This window comes from Streptomyces sp. NPDC019890 (assembly GCF_044903445.1).
In the GTDB taxonomy this organism is placed as follows: Bacteria; Actinomycetota; Actinomycetes; order Streptomycetales; family Streptomycetaceae; genus Streptomyces.
In genome coordinates this window covers 456,168-478,847 of record NZ_JBJDQK010000007.1, presented here as the reverse complement: position 1 = coordinate 478,847, position 22,680 = coordinate 456,168, and the positions used below count along the sequence as shown (strand labels likewise).

The following is a 22,680-nucleotide window of genomic DNA, read 5'->3' as shown; positions in this document are numbered from 1 at the left end:
GGAACCTCGAACCTGCCGAAACAGGCCGGGGTATCAACATATCTGGCGTTGACTTTTGGCACGCTGTTGAGTTCTCAAGGAACGGACGCTTCCTTTGTACTCACCCACAGAACACTTTCCGGGGCTTTCCTCCGGGCGCTTCCCTTCGGTCTTGCGTTTCCAACCCTACCAGACTCTATTTCCGTTCCGTTTCCGGTGAGGAATTCGAATCCAGTGGCCGTTGGAGAGGCCTTTCGCCTTTCGGCGTGTTCACTACTTTAGCCGATTCCCGGACCGACTCATAATCGAGTCATAAGGCTTGAATTTCGGCATGCCGAAACCGCACCCGGTTGGGGTTCGTCGTAAGGAGTGGATGGCCACTTCGGGTTGCCGAATGGCATGGCCCGTTTCAAGCGGCTCGGGCTACGTTAGGCGTCCCGCTCTGCCGAGTCAAGTTGCCCTGCGCCGTGGGGCATGGGCCCGGTACGGGCTCACGGTGTGGTCGCCTTCGATCCAGAAGCGCCACGGGTGGTGGGCGCCGTCGCCCCCCACTCCCGTGCGGGGGCCACTGCGCACCAGGTCAGGGGCGGGCGGTGTACCGGTCAGTAGGGACAGCGGGGCGTCGTCCCCGAGGCAGAGGTCGGTGCCGTTCAGGGCGCGGTCGACGTCCAGGGCCGTGGCCAGGCGGGCCGGGCCTTTGGCCAGTTCCTTGTCGTAGCGGGCCGAGAGTCGACGTTTACGCGCGAGATCCGCGCCTACTTGGATCTCGCCGGCCCGCAGCAGGATCCCGCTCGCCGTGCCCTCCGAACCGCACACGACATTGAGGCAGTGCCACATGCCATAGGTGAAGTAGACGTACGCATGGCCCGGCGGGCCGAACATCACGTCGTTGCGTGCCGTGCGGCCGCGGTAGGCGTGGGAGCCGGGGTCGAGCTCGCCCGCGTACGCCTCCACTTCGGTAAGGCGCAACTCGATGGGTCCGTCGTCCGTGAGGCGTGCCAGGGTGCAGCCAAGGAGCTCGGGAGCGACCTCCAGTACTGGGCGGTCGAAGAACTCCCGGGGCAGCGGCGTACGGTCGGGGCTCTCGATCATGGCGTCCGAGGGTACCGGGGAACCGGCTACGGTCGTCGCGCGTATGTAGAGGTCAGAACCTAGAAGGAGTGAACATGGGCTTCAAGAAGCTGCTTGCCAGCTTGGGTGCCGGCGGTGCTTCCGTGGAGACGGAGCTGACCGAGGCGAACGTCGTGCCTGGCGGTGTTGTCCAGGGCGAGGTGCGCATCCAGGGCGGCTCGGTCGACCAGCAGATCGAGGGTCTCTCCGTCGGTCTGCAGGCGCGGGTCGAGGTCGAGGGTGGTGAGCAGGAGGTCAAGCAGGACATCGAGTTCACCAAGCAGCGGCTGGGCGGTGCGTTCGTGGTGAAGGCCGGGGCGGTGCACGTGGTGCCGTTCGGTCTTGAGATTCCGTGGGAGACCCCGGTCACCAGCATCGCGGGGCAGCAGCTGCGCGGGATGAACATCGGTGTGACGACGGAGCTGGAGATCGCGCGGGCCGTGGACTCGGGCGACCTGGACCCGATCAATGTGCACCCGCTGCCGTCGCAGCAGGCCATTCTCGACGCCTTCATCCAGCTGGGCTTCCGCTTCAAGAGCGCGGACATGGAGCGCGGGCACATCCGTGGGACGAGGCAGCGGCTGCCGTTCTACCAGGAGATCGAGTTCTTCCCGCCGCAGCAGTACCGCGGGCTGAACCAGGTCGAGCTGACCTTCGTCGCGGACGACCGCGAGATGGACGTCATCCTCGAGATGGACAAGAAGCCGGGGCTGTTCAGCGAGGGCAGTGACTCGTACAAGGCCTTCCAGGTGGGGCACCACAACTTCCAGTCGACCGATTGGGCTGCTTTCCTCAACCAGTGGCTCGCGGATGTCGGCGGGCGTCGCAACTGGCTCTAGGGCCACGGGGCTTGGAGCTTGGGGCAGGCGCCTCGGGGCTTGGGCCTCGGGCTCTAGGCTCGGATCCGGCAGGGCAGCAAAGCCAGGCAGCAGACAGCCGAATCGGAGGTTCAGACGTGACCGAGCTCAAGCAGGCGCCGCTTCCGCACGACTTTCATCCGGCGGTGCCGTCGTTCACGGTGGTGAGCGACGACATCGCGCCGGGGTCGGTGCTGAAGGACGCCCAGGTCTACGCGGCGGGCAACACCTCGCCGCAGCTGCGGTGGGAGGGTTTCCCGGCGCAGACCAAGAGCTTCGCCGTGACGTGCTTCGATCCTGATGCGCCCACGGGCAGCGGGTTCTGGCACTGGGTGCTCTTCGACATCCCGGCGTCGGTCACGGAGCTGCCCGCTGGTGCGGGCAGCGGAAAGTTCGAGGGGTTGCCCGAGGGCGCCGTTCAGGTCCGTAACGACTACGGGTCGAAGGACTTCGGCGGCGCCGCTCCCCCGGCCGGTGAGAACCACCGCTACGTCTTCACGGTGTACGCGGTGGACAGCGAGAAGCTGGGCCCCGACGCGGATGTGTCGCCCGCGGTCGTGGGCTTCAATCTGCGGTTCCACACTCTGGCGCGTGCGCAGCTCATCGGGGAGTACGAAGGTCCTTCGAGGAGCTGATCGTTCGTTTGTTGTTTGCCCTGCCCTGGTCTTGGAGAGATCAGGGCAGGGCATCTTTTATTGCGTTGTCCATCTCGGCGCGCCCGGCCAGAGTTGATCCAAGCCCACGGCCCGCAACGGGCTGGGCCGGCGAACGGGAGGTGGGCGAGATGCGTGACACGCTGGTGCTGAATGCGAGCTTCGAGCCGCTGTCGACGGTGACACTCAACCGTGCGGTGGTTCTGGTTCTGCAGGACAAGGCCGTCGTCGAGCAGGCCCACCCCGGACTCCGTATGCGTGCCGCGGCAGTCGATCTTCCGGTGCCCCAGGTGATCAGGCTCTGCCGCTATGTACGGGTGCCGTTCCGAAGACAGGCGCCCTGGTCGAGGCGGGGTGTGCTGGTACGGGACCAGCACCGGTGCGCGTACTGCGGGAAGCGCGCCACGACCGTGGACCACGTTGTGCCGAGGTCGCACGGCGGTGCGGACAGCTGGCTGAATACGGTCGCGTCCTGCGCCGAGGACAACCACCGCAAGGCTGACCGTACGCCGGAGCAGGCGGGTATGCCGCTGCTCCACCAACCGTTCGTACCCTCTCCGGCGGACGCGATGCTGCTCGGGATGCGGGCCGGTGAGCGCACGGAGCTGCCGCAGTGGCTGGCGGTCCAGCCCGCGGCGTAGCAGAGGGCTGATCGGCGAAGCCGGTCGGTGACGAAGCCCGCCCCCTTGGTGGGGGCGGGCCTTCGTGCGTCAGCGGAGCAGCAGCTGGACGATGGCGACCGTGCCGACCGCCACGATCAACACGCGCAGTGCCGTCGGCGGCAGGCGGAGGCCGATCCTGGCTCCGAGCTGGCCGCCGAGGGCGGAGCCGACCGCGAGCAGCACGACCGCCGTCCATTCGAAGTCCGCGACGAAGAGGAAGAAGAGCGCGGCGATGCTGTTGACGACGGCCGCGAGGACGTTCTTGACGGCGTTGAGGCGCTGCAGGGAGTCGTCGAGCAGCATGCCCATCAGGGAGAGGTAGATGATCCCCTGGGCGGCGGTGAAGTAGCCGCCGTAGACGCTGGCGAGCATCAGTCCGACGAACAGCAGCGGGCCGCCGTCGGGGTGCGTGGGGGTGCCGTTGCGCTCGCGGCGGCGCTGGACGGCCTTGGTGATGCGCGGCTGGAGGATCACCAGCACCAGGGCGAGCGCGACCAGTACCGGCACGATCGTCTCGAAGGCCGTGGAGGGCAGCATCAGCAGCAGTACGGCTCCGCTGATGCCGCCGATCGCGGCGGCGATGCTCAGGCGCAGGACACGGCTGCGCTGGCCGGTGAGTTCGGCGCGGTAGCCGATGGCTCCGCTGATCGAGCCGGGGATCAGGCCGAGTGCGTTGGAGACGGTGGCGGTGACCGGGGGCAGGCCGGTGGCGAGGAGCACCGGGAAGGTGATCAGCGTCCCCGAGCCGACGATGGTGTTGATGGTGCCGGCGCTGATGCCCGCGGCGAAGACGGCGAGCATCTCCCAGATGGTCACGCTGTGCCCCTCGATGATCGGTGCCGGATGCACCGATCATGCCTGAGAGGCCGACGGGTCAGTCGAGGGGGGGCTGTTCGCGGCGCTCCGTGCCCTTGCCGCCGCCGGATGTGCCGGAGCCGCCACCGCCCATGCCGGCCATCGGGTTGAAGCTGCCCATGGCGCCGGACAGGCCCTTGAGCGCGTCGCCGATTTCGCTGGGCACGATCCAGAGCTTGTTGGCGTCGCCCTCGGCGATCTTCGGGAGCATCTGGAGGTACTGGTAGGCGAGGAGCTTCTGGTCGGCGTCTCCGGCGTGGATGGACTCGAAGACCGTACGGATGGCCTGGGCCTCGCCCTCGGCGCGCAGCGCGGCCGCCTTGGCCTCACCTTCGGCGCGCAGGATCGCGGACTGCTTCTCACCCTCGGCGGTGAGGATCTGGGACTGCCTGATGCCTTCCGCGGTGAGGATCGCGGCGCGCTTGTCACGGTCGGCGCGCATCTGCTTCTCCATCGAGTCCTGGATGGAGGTGGGCGGCTCGATCGCCTTGAGCTCGACGCGGTTGACGCGGATTCCCCACTTGCCGGTGGCTTCGTCGAGGACGCCGCGCAGGGCCGCGTTGATCTCCTCGCGGGAGGTCAGGGTCCGCTCGAGGTCCATGCCACCGATGATGTTGCGCAGGGTGGTGACGGTGAGCTGCTCGATCGCCTGGATGTAGCTGGCGACTTCGTATGTCGCGGCCCGGGCGTCGGTCACCTGGTAATAGATGACGGTGTCGATGTTGACCACCAGGTTGTCCTGGGTGATCACCGGTTGGGGCGGGAAGGGGACGACCTGTTCACGCAGGTCGATGCGGTTGCGGATCGAGTCGATGAACGGAACGACGATGTTCAGGCCCGCGTTGAGGGTGCGGGTGTAGCGCCCGAAGCGTTCGACGATTGCGGCGCTGGCCTGTGGGATGACCTGGATCGTCTTGATCAGGGCGATGAAGACCAGCACCACCAGAATGATCAGGACGATGATGATCGGTTGCATCGTGTTCCCTGTGCCCTTCGCTGCCGGATGATTCTGATGATCGAGTTTCCCAGAACACGGGCTGGTGTGGGGGGCGTTCGGCTTTCATTGGTCACATGACCACGGCGGTGGCTCCGTCGATCTCCACGACGTCGACCTGCTGCCCCGCCTCGTACGACATATCCGCGTCGAGTGCGCGCGCGGACCAGATCTCGCCGGCCAGTTTGATGCGGCCGCCGCTGCCGTCGACCCGTTCGAGAACGACGGCCTGACGGCCCTTGAGCGCGTCGACTCCGCTCGCGAACTGGGGGCGTTGGGAGCGGTGCCGGGTCGCGATGGGACGTACGACGGCGATGAGCGCGACGGAAACCGCGGCGAAGACGAGCACTTGGGCGACCGTGCCACCGCCGAGCGCCGCGACGACGGCCGCGGCCACCGCTCCGGCGGACAGCATTCCGAATTCGGGCATCGCCGTCAGGACGAGCGGAATGCCCAGTCCGACCGCGCCGATCAGCCACCACACCCATGCGTCGATGTCCACGTGGTCATGGTAGGTCCGCCGGTCGCGGTGGGGACAGGGGGCGATGGCGGGGTCCGGATCCGGTCAGCAGGGCCGGCAACGAGCTCTCGGTCAGCCGAGCGGGAGGCCCTGTGCACTCCAGCGCTCGCCCTTGCGCTCGACGACGAGCGGAAGGCCGAAGCAGAGCGAGAGGTTACGGGAGGTCAGCTCGGTCTCCATGGGACCCGCGGCCAGCACCTTGCCCTGACGGATCATCAGGACGTGGGTGAAGCCGGGCGCGATCTCCTCGACATGGTGCGTGACCATGATCATGGAGGGGGCGTACGGGTCGCGGGCCAGCCGGCCGAGGCGGCGGACCAGGTCCTCGCGGCCGCCGAGGTCGAGACCGGCGGCGGGCTCGTCGAGGAGCAGCAGTTCGGGGTCGGTCATCATCGCGCGGGCGATGAGGGTGCGCTTGCGCTCGCCCTCGGAGAGTGTGCCGAACTTGCGGTCCAGGTACTCGGTCATGCCGAGCCGGTCGAGGAAGGCGCGGGCGCGCTCCTCGTCGACGGCGTCGTAGTCCTCGTGCCAGCTGGCGGTCATGCCGTACGCGGCGGTGAGGACCGTCTGGAGCACGGTCTGGCGCTTGGGCAGCTTCTCGGACATGGCGATGCCGGCCATGCCGATGCGCGGGCGGAGCTCGAAGACGTCCACGCCGCCGAGGCGCTCGCTGAGGATCTTCGCCGTGCCGCTGGTCGGGAAGAGATAGCTGGAGGCGATGTTGAGGAGAGTGGTCTTGCCCGCGCCGTTGGGGCCGAGGATGACCCAGCGCTCACCCTCCTTGACCGACCAGGAGACGTCGTCCACCAGAGCGCGTCCGTCGCGGACCACGGATACGTCCACCAGCTCCAGTACATCGCTCATGAGCGCGTTGTCTCCCCATGCAATCGTCTTGAGGTATTGGGGGCGGTTTATGCACCTGTGGGCACAGCTCCCAGGGAAAACCTACGCCACCGGTCGGGTGGCCCAGTCCCCCGGTCCGGTACCTAGGCTGGGTCCATGCTTTGCGAACCACGCTCAGGACGGCTGGCCGCATGGGGAAATGCCCTGTTGGCCGGATTTGTATCGCCGGATGACGCGGCGCTCGCCATTGTCGGCGAGGACGCGGTGCACCGGGTGGAGGGGCTGCCGGGTGAGGCGGGCCCGGTCGGGCTCACGCTTGCGCTGGGGCGGCTGCGGGCGCTCGGGGTGACCGGGTACCGGGTCGCGCTGCCCGCGCCGGGGCATCCGCTGGGGCTCAGCGGGCCGCCGGCGTTCAACGCGCGGGCGCTCGACGCGGAGGAGGCCGTTGTCGCGACGGGAGCGCCGTACGGGCTTGTGCCGGAGGTGCACGAGGCCGGGCCGGCGGGTGATGTACATGTCGAAGTCGTCTGGCACTGCCTGGCGGTACGGGAGGCGCCGCCCGCGGACGTGCCTTCGCTCGGGGAGGCGGAACGGGAACTCGCGGAGGCACTGCGGGACGCGACGGAGGTGCTGTCGCGCCTGGACGTGGCGGCGTCGGGTCCGGTGGCGGAGGCGGCGATCGACGCCTACCGGGCACGTGCGGAGCGGGGCTCCGCCGAGACGCTCGCGCCGGGGTATCCGCCGCGCGCGGTACGGGTGTTGGAACTGGCCCAGCGGATCGGACTGCTCATCTCGGTGGCGTACGAGAACGGCCACGGCGGGGCGGTGAGCGCGTCGGAAATCGCGGCGCGGGGTGAGGCGCTGCGTCCGGTGGAACGGGTGGCGAGGCGGGCCCAGGTGGCGGCGTACAACGCGTATGTGGAGGAACGGGAGCGGGGCCGCTGACGCGGGGTCCGGCGGCTGGGCCCTGGTCCAGCGACGGTGCGCCGGGCCCGGTGGTGCGGAACGGGGCAACCCCCAGGCTGGGCCTGGGGGTTGGGGTCACACCTCGGTGGGCATCCGTCAGCCGTTGTAGCCCTCGTTACCGAAGGCCGGGTTGAGCGCGCCGATCACGTTGACGGTGTTGCCGACGACGTTCACCGGGACGTGGACCGGGACCTGTACCAGGTTGCCGGAGACGACGCCCGGGGAGTTCGACGCCGAGCCGCCCGCGTACGCCCCACCGGTCGTGGCGGACGCGACGCCCGCGCCCGCGGCGACGATGCTGCCGGCGACCATGGTGAGGGCTGCGGCCTTCTTCAGGTTCTTCACTTCTCAGATCCTCCTGGGCTTCGCTGCGGCCGGCCGCCGCAGCACGCCATGGAGAACGCCGCCGAGTCGATCAGGATGCGCCGGACGAGTGACATACACCCGACAGTATGAATCTCGGGTCGGAATGGAACCGTCCGCTTGGCCCGTCGCCGGCCGGGACCAGCCCGCCCCAGCCGCGTCCTAGCCGGTCAGACCGTGGCGTACGGCCCACAGCGCCGCCTGTGTGCGATCCGCCAGATCCAGCTTCATCAGGATGTTCGAGACGTGGGTCTTGACGGTCTTCTCGGACAGCACCAGCGCCCGGGCGATCTCGCGGTTCGAACGCCCGTCGGCGATCAGGCCGAGCACCTCCCGCTCGCGTTCCGTAAGAGTGCTGCCGCGGCCCGTGCCGCTGCCCGGGTCGTCCTGCGAGAGAAGCGCGCCCGCGACCTCCGGCTGGAGCAGCACATGGCCCGCGTGCACGGAGCGGATCGCGCCGGCCAGCGCCTCGGGGTCGACGTCCTTGTAGACATAACCCGACGCGCCCGCGCGCAGGGCGGGGACCACGGTGCGCTGCTCGGTGAAGCTGGTGACGATCAACACCCGTGCAGGATTGGCCAGTTCGCGGAGCTTGCGGAGCGCCTCGATGCCGTCCATGCCGGGCATCTTGACGTCCATCAGGACGACGTCCGGCTTCAGCTCCTCGGCGCGGGCGACCCCTTCCGCCCCGTCCGCCGCCTCGCCGACGACCTCGATGTCGTCCTGGACCTCCAGGAAGGTGCGCAGGCCCCGGCGCACCACCTGATGGTCGTCGACCAGCAGCACGCGGATCATTGTCTTCTCAGCCACCGGGGACCTCCATCTCGATCGTGGTGCCCTTTCCGGGCGCGGACTGCACCGTGAGCTTTCCACCGACGCCGCTCGCCCGGTCGCGCATCGAGACGAGTCCCAGATGGCGACCGGCCCGGCGGATCGTCCGGGGCTCGAAGCCCTGGCCGTTGTCGGTGACGCTGAGGGCGACCCCCTGACCGCGGCGGATCAGGACCACGTCGACCTGGTCGGCACCGGAGTGCCGCAGCGCATTGTGCAGGGCCTCCTGGGCAACCCGCAGCAGGGCCTCCTCCTGGGCCGCGGGCAGGGCGCGGACGCCGCGGCTGTCGAAGGTGACCCGAGCGGTGTGCGCCCGGTCGAGGACCTGGATATGGGTTCGCAAGGTGTTGACCAAGCCGTCCTCGTCGAGGGCGGCGGGGCGCAACTCCACGACCGCGGCGCGCAGTTCGTCCGCGGCCTCGGCGGCGAGCATCGCGACCTGCTGCAGCTCGCCCTTGGCGCGGGCCGGGTCCCGGTCCACCAGAGCCGCCGCGGCCTGTGCGGTCAGCCGCAGCGAGAAGAGCTTCTGACTCACCGCGTCGTGCAGCTCATGGGCGAGACGGGAGCGTTCCTCGGCGATGGTGAGCTCCCGGCTGCGCTCGTAGAGCCGGGCATTGGTCAGGGCTATCGCCGCGTGCTGGGCCAGGATCGACAGCAGTTCCTCGTCGTCCTCCGTGAAGCCGCAGCCATCCCTGCCGGAAGAGGTCCTGGGGCAGCGCTTGTTCGCGAGGAAGAGCGCGCCGATCGTCTCGTCGCCGTCCTTGATGGGCAGGCCGAGGAAGTCGGACATGTCGGGGTGGGCGGACGGCCAGCCCTCGAAACGGGGGTCCTTGCGGACATCCGCGAGCCGCTCGGTCTTCGCGTCGCGGAGCATGGCCGCGAGGATGCCGTGCTGCCGCGGGAGCGGTCCGATCGCCTTCCACTGCGCGTCGCTGACGCCGTCGACCACGAACTGGGCGAAGCCGCCGTGATCGTCGGGGACGCCCAGCGCCGCGTACTCGGCGTCGAGCAGCTCGCGCGCCGAGGCGACGATCGTCTTCAGCACGTCACGCACCTCGAGATGCCTGCTCATCGCGAGAAGCGCGGTGCTCACGGCCGCGAGGCCGGAGCTGGGTCGATGGCTCATGAACTCACCGTACCGGCGGGTTGTGACAGTCCGTATCGGACCGGGGACGGCAGCCGCTTAGGGCTCGGGACGTAGGTCGAAGTGCCCTGGCCGGTGGGGTCCCGCGCACGAGGCGGCGGGTGGGCCGCGTTCCTAGGTTGGGATCACCGATGCGGACAAGGGGATGGACACCATGGCAGTTGCGGTGATCACGGGGGCTTCGAAGGGGCTGGGGCGCGCACTGGCTGCGGCCCTCGCCGAGCGGGGCTGGGATCTGGTGCTGGGCGCCAGAACCGCGGACGTGCTGGAGAAGAGCGCGCACGACATCGGTGCGCACGGGACGCGAGTGGTGGCGGTGACAGGGGATGTCACCGATGCCCGCCACCGTACGGAGCTGCTGGCGGCAGCCCGCGGGCTCGGCGGGCTCGACCTGCTGGTGAGCAATGCGAGCGCGCTGGGTGCGGAGCCGCTGGTGCGGCTGGACGCGCTGCCGCTCGAGGGGCTGCGGGCAGCGCTGGAGACGAATGTGGTCGCCGCCCTGGGACTCGTACAGGAGGCGCTGCCGCTGTTGCGGGCCGCGGAGGCGGGGACGGTGATCGCGGTCAGTTCGGACGCGGCGGCTGAGGCGTACGAGACCTGGGGAGGCTATGGGGCCTCGAAGGCGGCGCTCGACCATCTCGCGGCCGTCCTCGCGGTGGAGGAGCCGGAGCTGCGGGTGTGGACGGTCGACCCGGGCGACATGCAGACGGATCTGTACGCCGCCGCGGTCCCGGACGACGACGACCCGCGCCCTTCGCCGGAAACGGTGGTGCCGGGCTTTCTGCGCCTGCTGGACGAGCGTCCCGCGAGCGGCCGGTACACCGCTCCGGACCTGCTGAGGGCGTCCCGGTGACGGACACATCGGTGAGAGACACATCGGTGGGCGACGCATCAGTGGGAGACGCATCAGTGGGAGACGCATCAGTGAGCGATACATCCAGAGGAACAGCCGTGCTCGACGCCCTGCGCGTACCTGATGAGCTCTCCGCACGGGTGCCCGCCGAAGTACGCGGGGCGGGGCGGGACGACGTGCGGCTGATGGTCTCTCGCGGGACCGGCGTCTCGCACCACGCCTTCCGGGACCTTCCCGGGCAGCTGCGGGCCGGCGACGTCCTGGTGGTCAACACGTCCGCCACGCTGGCCGCCGCCGTGAACGGACGGGTGGGCGGCGAGGCCGTCGTCGTGCACTTCTCCACACGCGGCGACGACGGGCGGTGGGCGGTGGAGCTGCGCAGCCCGGACGGTTCGGGCAGCACCCTGCCGCGCTCCGGTGGTCCCGCGGGGGCCGTCGTACGCATACCCGGAGGTGAGCGGCTCGTACTGGAGGAGCCGATCGTCCCCGGTGCGCAGCGTCTGTGGTGGGCGTCGGTGTCCGTGGACGTGCCGGCGCTGCTGGGGCGGGTCGGCCGTCCGATCCGGTACGGATACACGGTGCGGGACCAGCCCCTGTCCGCGTACCAGACGGTCTTCGCGCTCCCCTGCCCCGACGGCTCGGGATCCGCGGAGATGCCGAGCGCCGCGCGGCCCTTCACGGCAGGGCTCGTTGCGGAGCTGGTGAGCCGCGGGGTGCAGTTCGCGCCGCTCACTCTGCACACGGGGGTGGCGTCGGCGGAGACGCACGAGCCGCCGTACCCCGAGCGCTTCGAGGTGCCCGCCTCGACGGCGTGGCTGGTGAATGCCGCGCGGGCGGGGGGCGGCAGGATCATCGCGGTGGGCACGACGGCCGTGCGCGCCCTGGAGTCGGTGGCAAGCGACAACGGTGTGGTGCGCGCGGCCTCGGGCTGGACGGATCTGGTCATCACTCCGGGGCGCGGGGTGCGCGCCGTGGACGGCCTGCTGACCGGACTGCACGAGCCGCAGGCCTCGCATCTGCTGATGCTGGAGGCCATCGCCGGGCGGGAGGCGCTGGGCCGCGCCTACGAGCAGGCTCTGGGCCATCTCTATCTCTGGCACGAGTTCGGCGACGTCCACCTCATCCTTCCGAATGAGAGCCCTCACTCTTTGCATTGCTGGCGCAACGGATGGTGAAACCGTTTCGCGCCCGATGTGAGCCCGGGCATAGGACGTACATCACTTACGAACGCCTCTAGTGGATACATAAAGGGCGCATGAGCGGGGACGGGGAGGGCGAAAGGGGGCTATTGGGACACCCTGATCCACTACTGCGGATAGTACGTCACACCTTTGCCAAGGCATTTTGCGGCCGCTAAGAATTGCCGACGTCGCCGCCGAGGAGCGCAGCGCCGCCCCGGCCTGATGCGACTTCCGCTATTCGAAGAGGTATGCCTGTATGTCCGCGTCCAGCACCCGCCTGACCAAGACCCACAAAGTCTCGATCGCCGGTATCGCCGCCGCCGCGGTCGCAGCACTCACTTTCTCGCTCGTCCCTGACAACGCCTCCGCCGAGGCCGAGGGCCTCGTCGCCAAGTCGGCTTCCGTGAAGACGCTGTCCGCCCAGGAGCGCGCGGCACTGGCGAAGGCCCACGCCCTGACCAAGGCTCACGCCGAGGCCGTCGCCCACGCCCAGTCCCACGCCCACACCGTGGCCAAGGCCAACGCGCACCTGAAGGCGAAGGCCCACGCCATAGCCAAGGCCAACGCGAAGGCCCGGGCGCACAACGCGGCCAAGGCCCACGACATCGCCCAGGCCAACAAGAAGGCCGCTGCCAAGGCCGCCGCGAAGAAGCGCGCCAAGGCGCTGGCCGCCAGCCGTGCCGCGGCCCGCAAGCCGATCTACGCGAACAACCTCGACGGCTGGATCCGCGAGGCGCTCGACATCATGAAGAAGCACAACATCCCGGGCTCCTACGAGGGCCTGCACCGCAACATCATTCGTGAGTCGGCCGGTAACCCGAACGCCATCAACGGCTGGGACATCAACGCGATCAACGGCACCCCGTCGATCGGCCTGCTGCAGGTCATCAAGCCGACGTTCGACGCCTACCACGTCGCGGGTACTGCCAACAGCCAGTACGACCCGGTCGCCAACATCGTCGCCGCGGCCAACTACGCCGCTGACAGGTACGGCTCGATCGACAACGTCAACAGCGCCTACTGAGCAGTCGGACGTCTCACGCCTGACACGTGACGTCTGACACGGAAGGGCGGCACCCCATGCGGGGTGCCGCCCTTCGGCGCGTTGCGGATCGTGCGGGTGATGCCGGTGATGCCTGTCGTGCCTACTTGCGCATGACCTCGGGCTCGTGGCGGCGCAGCAGCCGCGCGACCGCGATGCCGCAGAGGACGCCGATCACGAGCAGGATGGTGATGTTCATGCCCCACTGGCCCGCCGAGTGCTCCCACAGGGGGTCCAGGTCGGTGGGCTTGTTCGGGTCCCACGGCGGCATCAGGTGCGACAGGTCGAGCGTCGCGCCCGCACCCGCGATGGCCCAGCGGGACGGCATCAGCCAGGCGAACTGCTCCAGGCCGGGCGATCCGTAGACCTGGAAGAGGATGCCGGTGAAGACGACCTGGACGATGGCGAACATGACCAGCAGCGGCATGGTCTTCTCTGCGGTCTTCACCAGCGAGGAGATGACCAGGCCGAACATCATCGAGGTAAAGCCCAGCGCGATGACGACGAGGCAGATCTCGACGGCCGGCGGCATGATCAGGCCCTCTTCGGGCAGCTCGCGAGTGGCGAAGCCGATGCCGCAGATGATGACGCCCTGGATGGCCGTGATCACGCCGAGGACGATCACCTTGGACATCAGATACGCAGAGCGGGCCAGGCCGGTGGCCCGTTCCCGTTCGTAGATGACCCGTTCCTTGATCAGTTCTCGTACGGAGTTGGCCGCGCCCGAGAAGCACATGCCGACCGCGAGGATCAGCATGATCGTGCCCGCGTCGCCGTTGAACTTGCTCGGCGGCGTGGGCGGCGCGAGGCCGAACTTCGCCGGGATGACCACGCTGACCAGGCCGAGGACCGCGGGCAGGATGACCATCAGTCCCATGAAGCCCTTGTCGGACGCGATGACCGAGGAGTAGCGGCGGATCAGTGTCCACAGCTGTGAGCCCCAGCTCTGCGGCTTCGGCGGGCGCATCTGCTGCGGCGACGGCATGTTCACCGACTGCGCGGCGACGGCGTCGATGTCCGCCGCGTACATCTGGTAGTGCTGCGAACCGCGCCAGCGGCCCGCCCAGTCGTAGTCGCGGTAGTTCTCGAACGCCGAGAAGACATCGGCCCAGGTGCTGTAGCCGAAGAAGTTGAGCGCCTCCTCGGGCGGGCCGAAGTAGGCCACCGAGCCGCCGGGGGCCATGACGAGGAGCTTGTCGCAGAGCGCCAGCTCGGCGACGGAGTGGGTGACCACCAGGACCGTGCGGCCGTCGTCGGCGAGGCCGCGCAGCAGCTGCATGACGTCGCGGTCCATGCCGGGGTCGAGACCCGAGGTGGGCTCGTCCAGGAATATCAGCGACGGCTTGGTCAGCAGCTCCAGGGCGACGGAGACGCGCTTGCGCTGGCCGCCGGAGAGGGAGGTGACCTTCTTGTCCTTGTGGATGTCGAGCTTGAGCTCGCGCAGCACCTCGTCGATACGGGCCTCGCGCTCGGCCTCGGCGGTGTCGCCGGGGAAGCGGAGCTTGGCCGCGTACTTGAGCGCCTTACGGACCGTGAGCTCCTTGTGCAGGATGTCGTCCTGCGGAACCAGACCGATGCGCTGGCGCAGCTCGGCGAACTGCTTGTAGAGGCTGCGGTTGTCGTAGAGGACGTCGCCCTGGTTGGCGGGCCGGTAGCCGGTGAGGGCCTTGAGCAGGGTGGACTTGCCGGAGCCCGAGGGGCCGATGACGCCGATCAGCGACTTCTCCGGTACGCCGAAGGAGACGTCCCGCAGAATCTGCTTGCCGCCCTCGACCGTGACCGTGAGGTGGCGGGCGGAGAAGGAGACCTCGCCGGTGTCGACGAACTCCTCCAGCCGGTCGCCGACAAGGCGGAAGGTCGAGTGGCCGACGCCGACGATGTCGTTGGGGCCGATGAGTACGGTGCCGGACTTGGCGATCGGCTGACCGTTGACGTACGTGCCGTTGTGGGATCCGAGGTCACGGATCTGGAAGCGGCCGTCGGGGGTCGCGGTGAACTCGGCGTGCAGACGCGAGACTTGGAGGTCGGAGACGACCAGTTCGTTCTCGAGCGCACGGCCGATGCGCATCACGCGGCCGAGGTCCAGCTGGTGGAAGGTGGTCGGGCTGCGGTCCCCGTACACCGGCGGGGCCCCCGCGACACCGCCCGCGCCGCCCGGTCCCTGCTGGTGCGGGACCTGTGCCTGCGGCTGCCAGGCCTGCTGCGGCTGCCCGGCCTGGGGCTGCTGCCCGGCCTGGGGCTGCTGCCAGCTCTGGTTCGGCTGCTGCGCCGGAGCGTGGGCCTGCTGATTGGCTGCCTGCTGCTGGGGCACGGCGCCCTGGCCGCTGTATGCACCGGCGCCTGCCGCGGCACCGGAGAGGTTCAGCCGGGGGCCGTCGGTGGCATTGCCGAGGTGCACGGCGGAGCCGGGGCCGATCTCCATCTGGTGGATCCGCTGGCCCTGCACGTATGTGCCGTTGGTGCTGCCGTGGTCCTCGATCACCCAACTGCGGCCGCCCCAGCTGATGCTGGCGTGCCGCCACGAGACCCTGGCGTCGTCGATCACCAGGTCGCCCTGCGGATCACGTCCGAGGGTGTATGACCTGGACGGATCGAGGGTCCAGGTCCTTCCGTTCAATTCCAGTACGAGTTCCGGCACTCCATGCCCCACTAGTTGTCCCCCGACATACCCCCATCGCAGGGAGTCTAGGGATGGCGAACATCGTGAGGAACTATTTCAGGCCCGGTCGTGTATCCGAAAGTCGGGCCATGTGAAGACCGCGGCCGGGATGACCGTTGACGGAGGAGAAACACGCCCGGAGAGTAGTAAGCGCCCATGAGTGCGTACGGATCATGCGCGAGTGGGGGTAACTGGGTCAAACCCAGCAGGGATCGGGGGGTCCGATGGATGCGAGCGGCAGCACCGGCAAGGTGCCGTGGGGCGATGTGGTGCTGGCGTCGGTCGCCGCGGTGAGCTGGGCGCTGGTCGGGATGGCGGGCGCGGCGGCGCTCGGACTGCATCTGCTGGGCGCGGATTCGGCGGCTGCGCTCGGGCCGATGACCGCGGCGGCGGTGGTGCTCGCGGTGGGCGGATCGGTCACTCCGACAGGTGAAGTGTCCGCGTTCGGGCTGGAAGGTGCACAGGCGCGGACGGCCGTCGACATCACGCCACTTGGGGTGGGGCTGGTCGGGGCGCTGCTTCTTGCGTACTTCTTTCTACGTTCGCTGAGGCGCGCGGAGCCGTATGTCTCAGGGAGTGAACTCGCCGCGCGGGCGGCCGGGGTGGTGGTTCTGTTCGTCGCGACGGTCGGCGGGTTGGCGTGGGCAGGTCACGACGTGATCACGATCGACGGAGCGAAGCTCGGTCTTGACGATCTGCCGGGCCGGGGCGGGGGCGCAGGCGGCATCGAGGTGCCGGGGCTCGGCGACATCGGGGGGCTGCTGCCGGACCGGCTCGGGGATCTGGTGGACGCGAAGGCTGCGGTCGGGTTCAGCGTGAACACCGCGGATTCGCTGGCGGGTGCGCTGTTCTGGGTGCTCGGAGTGCTGGTGATTTCACTGCTCGCCTCGCGGCGTACGCCCCTGCCGCGCGGCGCGGTGTCGGCGGCGCTGAAGCGGAATGTACGGCCGGCGGCGTCCGCGGTCGTGGCGGTGCTGCTGGTCGCGGTGCTCGCGGGGTATGCGGCGGCGGGGTACGCGGCGGTGGGCGACGACAACCCCAAGCGCATTGCGGGCGCTGCGCTGCTCGGCGCTCCCAACGGGGTGTGGCTCGGGGTCCCCCTCGGTCTCTTCGTGCCGTGGGACGGCCGGGCGAAGGGTGAGCTGGCGAAGGTGCTGCCGGATCCGCTCGACGAGTTGTTACGGGTCTCGGCCGACGAGCCGGCGACGGTGGGCAGGCTGGCGGAACTGGACGGGCGGGTGTGGCTGCTGGCCGTCGCGGCGGCCCTGATGATGCTCTACGCGGGCGTGCTCACGGCGGCGCGCACGCCCCGGGCAGGGCTGGGGGCGCCGGCTTTCGCGGGGCGGTGCGCCGTGCGGCTGGCCGCGGTGACGGCGGTCGCGTTGCCGCTGCTGGTGTGGCTGACGGATGTCTCGGCGTCCGCGTCGCTGTCGGTACTGGGCTTCGACGCGTTCGGCGCGGGGATCGAGCTGCACGGGTCGCTGGGGGTGGCGCTGCTGCTGGGTGCGGTGTGGGGAGCGGGTGCGGGGGGTGTGGGGGCGCTGCTGGTGTGCGCGACGCGGGGTGAGCCGGCACCGGCGCCGGTCGCTGCGTCTGCGGCGGAGCTGCCGGGGCCGTACCGTCCGGCGCCGCCGTACCGCCCGTCGAACGATGCGACGAACCCGTATCTGCGGCTCCCTCCAGAAATCCACGGCGCCCCGACGATGGCAAGCCCGCTGGCTCCGCCCCCACCCTCGCCGCCGCCCCCGCCTGCGGCCCCGGAGGAGGGCCCGCCGCCACCGGGCAGGCCGCGGAGGGGCGGCTGAGGGGGCGGCGGAGCCAATGGGCTGGGGCCGGGGATTTTTCCCCCACCCCGCCCATTCCCTGAACCGGGGCTGCGCCCCGTACCCCAGGGGGTACGTGGGGGCTGACGCCCCCACACCCCGATGCGCCGGCTTCGCGGCGCAGCACGCCGGAGCCCGTGGGCCGACGGCCACGACGACGCCCGGGCGGGGGGGCGGCTCGCGCCGCGACACGGGCACGCCCCGGAGTCCAGGGCCCGGCCCAGGCCGCGCAGGCGAAGCCCCCAGGGACGGTCTGCGCCCCATCGCGCCGCGAAGCGGGCGCGCCCCGGCGCCGGGGGCGGCAGCCCCCGGAGCCGCCCCCAGGGGCCCGGGGCCCAGCCCCGGGGGTGTCCGGCTGGCGGGACAGGGGCGCTGCCCCGCCGCCCCGCCAGATACGGTGGAAGCACCATGAGCGCTTCGCAGACCTCCGACGTACGTACCCTTCTCGTCAAGATCTTCGGGAAGGACCGTCCCGGGATCACCGCCGGGCTCTTCGACACCCTCGCCGCCTACTCCGTCGATGTCGTCGACATCGAGCAGGTCGTCACCCGGGGCCGCATCGTCCTGTGCGCCCTCGTCACCGCCCCCACCGTCGGTGAGACCACCGAAGGGGACCTCCGCGCCACCGTCCACAGCTGGGCCGAGTCCATGAAGCTGCAGGCCGAGATCATCTCGGGCACCGGCGACAACCGCCCCCGCGGCAGCGGACGTTCGCACGTCACCGTCCTCGGGCACCCGCTGACCGCCGAGTCCACCGCCGCCATAGCGGCCAGGATCACCGCGACCGGCGGCAACATCGACCGGATCTTCCGGCTCGCCAAGTACCCGGTCACGGCCGTCGAATTCGCGGTGTCGGGTACGGAGACCGAGGCCCTGCGCACCGTACTGGCGACCGAGGCCGCCGGGATCGGTGTCGACATCGCGGTTGTGTCGGCCGGGCTGCACCGCCGGGCCCAGCGCCTGATCGTCATGGATGTGGACTCGACCCTCATCCAGGACGAAGTCATCGAGCTGTTCGCCGCACACGCGGGCTGCGAGGACAAGGTCGCCGAGGTCACCGCCGCCGCAATGCGCGGGGAGCTCGACTTCGAGCAGTCACTGCACGCCCGCGTCGCGCTGCTCAAGGGGCTCGACGCCTCGGTCGTCGACAAGGTGCGCGCCGAGGTCCGGCTGACTCCCGGCGCCCGTACCCTGATCCGTACCCTCAAGCGCCTCGGCTTCCAAGTCGGCGTCGTCTCCGGCGGGTTCACGCAGGTCACCGATGACCTCAAGGAACGCCTCGGTCTTGATTTCGCCTCGGCGAACACGCTGGAGATCGTGGACGGAAAGCTCACCGGCCGTGTCACCGGCGAGATCGTGGACCGCGCGGGCAAGGCCCGCCTGCTGCGCCGGTTCGCCGCCGAGGCAGGCGTACCGCTGGCCCAGACCGTCGCGATCGGCGACGGTGCGAATGATCTGGACATGCTCAATGCGGCCGGTCTCGGCGTTGCCTTCAACGCCAAGCCGGTCGTGCGCCGCGCCGCCCACACTGCGGTCAACGTGCCGTTCCTGGACACCGTCCTCTACCTGATGGGCATCACCCGCGAAGAGGTCGAGGCCGCGGACGGCGAGGGCGAAGAACACTGACCGGACACTGCTGACCCGACGCAGTACAAGGCCCCGGCGCGCAGACTTCGCGCCGGGGCCCGTTTTTGTCGGCCGGGGGTCCGGGGGTTGCCCCCGGAAGGACACAGTACGTACCGGACAGGGGTGTTACTCGTGCGGCGCCCAGTATTCGACCAGCGTGCCCATGTTGTGCTCGACGGACTTCCAGGAGCCGGTGAAGCTGACGACCGCGAACGCCGCAGCCGGGAAGCCGCTCTGGGTCATCCGCGCCAGCGTGTCGCCCTCGGCCTTGCCCGCAAGCGCGTCCGCGAGCGCGTGCACCCCGGGGTTGTGGCCGATCACAAGCAGATCGTTGACCTCGTCCGGGGTCTCGTTCAGCAGCGCGATCAGCTCGCCGAGAGAGGCTTCGTACAGCCGCTCCTCGTACACCGTCTTGGGGCGGTGCGGCAGCTCGTGCACCGCCAGCTTCCACGTCTCGCGCGTTCTGCTCGCGGTCGAGCACAGAGCCAGGTCGAAGGCGATACCGGAATCGGCCAGCCTGCGGCCGGCCACCGAGGCCTCCATGCGGCCGCGCTCCGCGAGCGGGCGGTCATGGTCGGACACCTGCGGCCAGTCGGCCTTCGCATGCCGGAGGAGCACAATCCTGCGGGATTCAGGGGATCCGGGGGCAGTCCCCGCGGAAGACACGGCGTCGCTCATGCACCCCAGCTTCGCATGAAATGCGCCAGCGGGCGCGGGGTGTTGACGGGCTCCCCCATGACGGGTGAATCACTCACCGGGACAGCGTCTGCTGGATACGCTCCAGGATCTGCCCCACCGCGGGCTCGCCGCCCGCGGCCTGCGCCTGGGCGGGGTCCGCGATCAGCAGGAGCAGCACGACGAAGGCGAGCATGGGCAGTGCCACGGCCCACCACGGCAGCCGGATGTCGACGCTGCCCGCGGCCTTACCGGTGGACGGGGTGTGCGTGTGGGCCGACATGGCCGCCTCCGGGGTTCCGTAGGTCTGCGGTCTGATGCTGCAAACCTACGGATCATGGGCAGCCCGGCCCATCCGGTGACCCACCCACTTCACCCTGAGCCTGACCCCCTAGGGGACGGTGGGGCCAGCACCACCATCAGGGCCGCGGAGCGCCGAACGCCCGCGTCAGGGCGAGGCGATGGACGCGATGATCGCGATCACGACCGTGACGGCGATCATGGCTCCGAAGACGTAGAGGAGCTTCTTCTGGCCATTTTGGGGGTTCGGGTCGAGCACAGGCATGCAACCAGTCTCGCACCTCAGCATTCGTCCTCGATCGTCCGGTCCCGCCCGGCCAGCACACCCACCGCGATCTGCGGCACGATCAGCCCCGCCATCAGGGCGATCGGCAGCTCCCAGCCGCCGCTGTGCTGGTAGAGCACGCCCACCAGCAGCGGACCCGGGATGGAGATCAGATAGCCGGTGGACTGCGCGAAGGCCGACAGCCGCACGACTCCGGCCCCGGTCCTGGACCGCATGCCGATCATGGTGAGGGCGAGCGGGAAGGCGCAGTTGGAGACGCCCAGCAGCAGCGCCCATGCCCAGGCTCCGGCGGCCGGTGCGAAGAACAGGCCCGTGTAGCCGGTCAGTCCGCACAGGCCGAGGGCGACGACGAGCGGACCCTGGGTCTTCATCCGGGTGGCCAGTCGCGGGATGACGAAGGCGAGTGGCACGCCCATCACCATGGTCACGGCGAGCAGCACCCCGGCCGTGCCCGCCGAGACCCCCGCGTCACGGAAGATCTGCGGCATCCAGCCCATGGTGATGTACGCGCCGGTGGCCTGGAGGCCGAAGAAGCAGCCGAGCGCCCATGCGGTGCGGCTGCGGGTGACCCGGGGCGCGGGGCTCTGCTCGGCGCCGGGGCGTGCGGCGCTTCGCGCATCCGCGCCGCGGTCACCGGCCAGGCCGATCCAGGGCAGCACGGCGAGGACGGCGAGGACCGCCCAGAGGCCGAGGCCGACCCGCCAACTACCGCCCAGGGCCTCGGTCATGGGCACGGTCGCGGCCGCGGCGACGGAGGTGCCGAGTGCCAGCGCCATCGAGTAGAGCCCCGTCATGGAGCCGACGCGATCGGGAAAGTACCGCTTGACGATCACCGGCATCAGGACGTTGCTGACGGCGATGCCCATGAGCGCGAGCGCGCTGGCGGCGAGAAAGCCCGCCGTGCCGCCCGCGAAGGGGCGGATCAGCAGGCCGGTCGCGATGGCGGCCATGCCTGCGCAGACGACGGCGCCGGGGCCGAAGCGGCGGGCGAGCCGCGGCGCGGCGATCCCGAAGACCGCGAAGCAGAGTGGCGGCACCGAGGTGAGTACGCCGGCCACGCTGCCGCTCATGTGCAGTCCGACCCGGGCCTCTTCGAGGAGTGCGCCGAGGCTGGTGATCGCGGGACGGAGGTTGAGTGCCGCGAGGACGATGCCGACGACGACGAGCCGGGTGAGCCAGAGCCGCGGGGCCGGGACACCCACGGCGGTACGGTCCGTTGCGGCGGGGCTCAGGGTGCGGGTCTGGGTCTCGGTCTGGGTCTCGTCGGGCATGAGAGCCATCATAGAATCATGGGATGATTGGTTGTCCAATCGTCCACGAGCCTTTCGCAAGGAGCACGATGTCGCTGACCTCCCCCCGGCGTTCGGGGCTCACCGACCAGGTGATCGCGCAGCTGCGGAACCAGATCACCTCGGGCGAGTGGCCGGTCGGTTCCCGTATCCCCACCGAACCGGAGCTGGTCGAGCAGCTCGGCGTGGCTCGTAACACCGTCCGCGAGGCCGTGCGCGCGCTCGCGCACAACGGGCTGCTGGACATCCGGCAGGGCTCGGGGACGTACGTCGTGGCCACGAGCGAACTGGCGGGCGTGATGCACCGCCGCTTCGCCGACGCCAGCCCCCGGCACATCGCCGAAGTGCGCTCGACGCTCGAGTCCTCGGCCGCCCGGCTGGCCGCGGAGCGGCGTACGGAAAAGGACCTGGGGCAGCTGGAGACGCTGCTCGCCCGGCGCGACGAGGCATGGCAGGCGGGCGACGCGGAGCAGTTCGTCGCCGCGGACTCGACCTTCCACATGGCCGTCGTGGCGGCCTCGCACAACGAGGTGCTCACCGAGCTCTACGCCGACCTGGGCGATCTGCTGCGGGACTGGCTGCGCGACGACGTGGGCCAGGAGCTGGGCCCGGAGAACGCCATGGACCACGCGCGGATGGTCGCGGCGATCCGGGCGGGCGACGGCGAGGCCGCGGCCGCGGAGGCGGCAAGCTACCCGTTCATGTGCCTGCGGCGTCCCGCTGGGGCTGGTGGCTGACCCACACCGAGCTGATCTCCTTCCAGCAGCGGTCGGTGAGCTCGACGTACCCGGCGGGGGCGATGTCGACGGGCGCGCTGTCCACGTCGATGTCCCACCAGCGGGCGCACTCGATGTGCAGCTGGACGCGGTCGGTGGCGGGGTAGGGGTTGTGGCAGTAGGCGGTGGCCCGGGAGCCGTCGATGACCGTACGGCAGTCGGCTTCGAAGGCCTGCGGCTTGGGCTCGGGCTTCGGCTTGTCGCGGTGCTGCTGCGAGACGGCGAGCGGCGCCGTCCAGAGCGTGACCGTCACCGCGGCCAGTACGGAGGCATAACGCCAGGTCGGACGCACAAGCGGGACCTCCTCGGCCGTACTGCGGCCGGGTGGGCCGCGGCTGCACCACAAGGGGGATTGCCTCTCCAGCGTCGCCGCCCGCGCGCCGCGGCGCGCGC

At 69.9% G+C, this 22,680-nt stretch carries 25 protein-coding genes; 11 read left to right on the top strand and 14 right to left on the bottom strand.

Annotated features, from left to right (window positions below; translation table 11 throughout):
• Positions 1 to 261 (top strand): hypothetical protein (locus ACI2LP_RS22190; RefSeq protein WP_404726205.1); only part of this gene is annotated, 261 nt, incomplete at its 5' end.
• A gap of 168 nt (positions 262 to 429) precedes the next feature.
• Here the strand turns inward: ACI2LP_RS22190 and ACI2LP_RS22185 are convergent.
• Positions 430 to 1,071 carry a DNA-3-methyladenine glycosylase gene (locus tag ACI2LP_RS22185; RefSeq protein WP_404726204.1) on the bottom strand — a complete coding sequence of 214 codons (642 nt, stop codon included), beginning with the start codon at positions 1,069 to 1,071 and terminating at the stop codon, positions 430 to 432.
• A gap of 74 nt (positions 1,072 to 1,145) precedes the next feature.
• Here ACI2LP_RS22185 and ACI2LP_RS22180 point away from each other — a divergent pair, with 74 nt between their 5' ends.
• From ACI2LP_RS22180 to ACI2LP_RS22170, 3 genes are all read left to right on the top strand, one after another.
• On the top strand, positions 1,146 to 1,928 hold the full coding sequence (locus tag ACI2LP_RS22180) for a sporulation protein (RefSeq protein ID WP_404726203.1): 783 nt from the start codon (positions 1,146 to 1,148) through the stop codon (positions 1,926 to 1,928).
• 116 nt (positions 1,929 to 2,044) lie between these two features.
• On the top strand, positions 2,045 to 2,581 hold the full coding sequence (locus tag ACI2LP_RS22175) for a YbhB/YbcL family Raf kinase inhibitor-like protein (protein WP_404726202.1): 537 nt from the start codon (positions 2,045 to 2,047) through the stop codon (positions 2,579 to 2,581).
• 149 nt (positions 2,582 to 2,730) lie between these two features.
• Positions 2,731 to 3,240: an HNH endonuclease gene (locus ACI2LP_RS22170; RefSeq protein ID WP_360879624.1), complete on the top strand. Its 510-nt coding sequence runs from the start codon at positions 2,731 to 2,733 to the stop codon at positions 3,238 to 3,240.
• Between the two features lie 69 nt (positions 3,241 to 3,309).
• Here the strand turns inward: ACI2LP_RS22170 and ACI2LP_RS22165 are convergent, their stop codons facing one another.
• The 4 genes from ACI2LP_RS22165 to ACI2LP_RS22150 form a co-directional block, all read right to left on the bottom strand.
• Positions 3,310 to 4,077 carry a sulfite exporter TauE/SafE family protein gene (locus tag ACI2LP_RS22165; RefSeq protein ID WP_404726201.1) on the bottom strand — a complete coding sequence of 256 codons (768 nt, stop codon included), beginning with the start codon at positions 4,075 to 4,077 and terminating at the stop codon, positions 3,310 to 3,312.
• 58 nt (positions 4,078 to 4,135) lie between these two features.
• Entirely contained in the window at positions 4,136 to 5,092 is a 957-nt protein-coding gene (locus ACI2LP_RS22160; RefSeq protein ID WP_404726200.1) for an SPFH domain-containing protein, read from the bottom strand.
• A gap of 91 nt (positions 5,093 to 5,183) precedes the next feature.
• The gene (locus ACI2LP_RS22155) at positions 5,184 to 5,612 is read right to left on the bottom strand and encodes an NfeD family protein (RefSeq protein ID WP_404726199.1); all 429 of its coding nucleotides are present in this window, start codon (positions 5,610 to 5,612) and stop codon (positions 5,184 to 5,186) included.
• Between the two features lie 90 nt (positions 5,613 to 5,702).
• On the bottom strand, positions 5,703 to 6,494 hold the full coding sequence (locus ACI2LP_RS22150; RefSeq protein WP_404726198.1) for an ABC transporter ATP-binding protein: 792 nt from the start codon (positions 6,492 to 6,494) through the stop codon (positions 5,703 to 5,705).
• Positions 6,495 to 6,629: 135 nt separating this feature from the next.
• On the opposite strand from ACI2LP_RS22150, the gene ACI2LP_RS22145 reads away from it, so the two are divergent.
• Positions 6,630 to 7,418, top strand: coding sequence for a hypothetical protein (locus ACI2LP_RS22145; RefSeq protein ID WP_404726197.1), 789 nt, complete (start codon positions 6,630 to 6,632; stop codon positions 7,416 to 7,418).
• Between the two features lie 117 nt (positions 7,419 to 7,535).
• Here the strand turns inward: ACI2LP_RS22145 and ACI2LP_RS22140 are convergent, their stop codons facing one another.
• From ACI2LP_RS22140 to ACI2LP_RS22130, 3 genes are all read right to left on the bottom strand, one after another.
• The gene (locus tag ACI2LP_RS22140; protein WP_404726196.1) at positions 7,536 to 7,784 is read right to left on the bottom strand and encodes a chaplin family protein; all 249 of its coding nucleotides are present in this window, start codon (positions 7,782 to 7,784) and stop codon (positions 7,536 to 7,538) included.
• Positions 7,785 to 7,964: 180 nt separating this feature from the next.
• Positions 7,965 to 8,597 (bottom strand): response regulator, encoded by a 633-nt coding sequence (locus ACI2LP_RS22135; RefSeq protein ID WP_404726227.1) that lies wholly within the window; start codon positions 8,595 to 8,597, stop codon positions 7,965 to 7,967.
• A 7-nt stretch (positions 8,598 to 8,604) separates the two neighbouring features.
• Positions 8,605 to 9,759, bottom strand: a complete 1,155-nt coding sequence (locus ACI2LP_RS22130; protein ID WP_404726195.1) for a GAF domain-containing sensor histidine kinase — start codon at positions 9,757 to 9,759, stop codon at positions 8,605 to 8,607.
• Between the two features lie 172 nt (positions 9,760 to 9,931).
• Between ACI2LP_RS22130 and ACI2LP_RS22125 the strand changes: the two genes are divergently transcribed.
• The 3 genes from ACI2LP_RS22125 (at position 9,932) to ACI2LP_RS22115 (ending at position 12,835) form a co-directional block, all read left to right on the top strand.
• A complete protein-coding gene (locus ACI2LP_RS22125) occupies positions 9,932 to 10,630 on the top strand; it encodes an SDR family NAD(P)-dependent oxidoreductase (protein ID WP_404726194.1) in 699 nt (232 codons plus the stop codon).
• A gap of 71 nt (positions 10,631 to 10,701) precedes the next feature.
• Positions 10,702 to 11,805, top strand: a complete 1,104-nt coding sequence (locus ACI2LP_RS22120) for an S-adenosylmethionine:tRNA ribosyltransferase-isomerase (RefSeq protein WP_404726193.1) — start codon at positions 10,702 to 10,704, stop codon at positions 11,803 to 11,805.
• A 262-nt stretch (positions 11,806 to 12,067) separates the two neighbouring features.
• Positions 12,068 to 12,835, top strand: coding sequence for a transglycosylase SLT domain-containing protein (locus ACI2LP_RS22115; RefSeq protein ID WP_404726192.1), 768 nt, complete (start codon positions 12,068 to 12,070; stop codon positions 12,833 to 12,835).
• A 121-nt stretch (positions 12,836 to 12,956) separates the two neighbouring features.
• Here the strand turns inward: ACI2LP_RS22115 and ACI2LP_RS22110 are convergent, their stop codons facing one another.
• Positions 12,957 to 15,503, bottom strand: a complete 2,547-nt coding sequence (locus ACI2LP_RS22110) for an FHA domain-containing protein (protein ID WP_404726191.1) — start codon at positions 15,501 to 15,503, stop codon at positions 12,957 to 12,959.
• 233 nt (positions 15,504 to 15,736) lie between these two features.
• Here ACI2LP_RS22110 and ACI2LP_RS22105 point away from each other — a divergent pair, with 233 nt between their 5' ends.
• Entirely contained in the window at positions 15,737 to 17,317 is a 1,581-nt protein-coding gene (locus ACI2LP_RS22105) for a streptophobe family protein (RefSeq protein ID WP_404726190.1), read from the top strand.
• A 426-nt stretch (positions 17,318 to 17,743) separates the two neighbouring features.
• On the top strand, positions 17,744 to 18,961 hold the full coding sequence (serB, locus tag ACI2LP_RS22100; RefSeq protein WP_404726189.1) for a phosphoserine phosphatase SerB: 1,218 nt from the start codon (positions 17,744 to 17,746) through the stop codon (positions 18,959 to 18,961).
• A 126-nt stretch (positions 18,962 to 19,087) separates the two neighbouring features.
• On the opposite strand, the gene ACI2LP_RS22095 is transcribed toward serB, so the two are convergent.
• From ACI2LP_RS22095 to ACI2LP_RS22080, 4 genes are all read right to left on the bottom strand, one after another.
• A complete protein-coding gene (locus ACI2LP_RS22095) occupies positions 19,088 to 19,639 on the bottom strand; it encodes a SixA phosphatase family protein (RefSeq protein ID WP_404726188.1) in 552 nt (183 codons plus the stop codon).
• A gap of 73 nt (positions 19,640 to 19,712) precedes the next feature.
• Positions 19,713 to 19,919, bottom strand: coding sequence for a hypothetical protein (locus tag ACI2LP_RS22090; RefSeq protein ID WP_404726187.1), 207 nt, complete (start codon positions 19,917 to 19,919; stop codon positions 19,713 to 19,715).
• Between the two features lie 165 nt (positions 19,920 to 20,084).
• Entirely contained in the window at positions 20,085 to 20,201 is a 117-nt protein-coding gene (locus tag ACI2LP_RS22085) for an SGM_5486 family transporter-associated protein (RefSeq protein WP_360879573.1), read from the bottom strand.
• Positions 20,202 to 20,218: 17 nt separating this feature from the next.
• Positions 20,219 to 21,493: a CynX/NimT family MFS transporter gene (locus tag ACI2LP_RS22080; RefSeq protein WP_404726186.1), complete on the bottom strand. Its 1,275-nt coding sequence runs from the start codon at positions 21,491 to 21,493 to the stop codon at positions 20,219 to 20,221.
• Between the two features lie 68 nt (positions 21,494 to 21,561).
• Between ACI2LP_RS22080 and ACI2LP_RS22075 the strand changes: the two genes are divergently transcribed.
• Entirely contained in the window at positions 21,562 to 22,248 is a 687-nt protein-coding gene (locus tag ACI2LP_RS22075) for a FadR/GntR family transcriptional regulator (protein ID WP_404726185.1), read from the top strand.
• Here the strand turns inward: ACI2LP_RS22075 and ACI2LP_RS22070 are convergent.
• Positions 22,211 to 22,579: a hypothetical protein gene (locus ACI2LP_RS22070; protein WP_404726184.1), complete on the bottom strand. Its 369-nt coding sequence runs from the start codon at positions 22,577 to 22,579 to the stop codon at positions 22,211 to 22,213. The two genes, ACI2LP_RS22075 and ACI2LP_RS22070, sit on opposite strands and share 38 nt — an antisense overlap.
• Positions 22,580 to 22,680 lie beyond the last annotated feature (101 nt).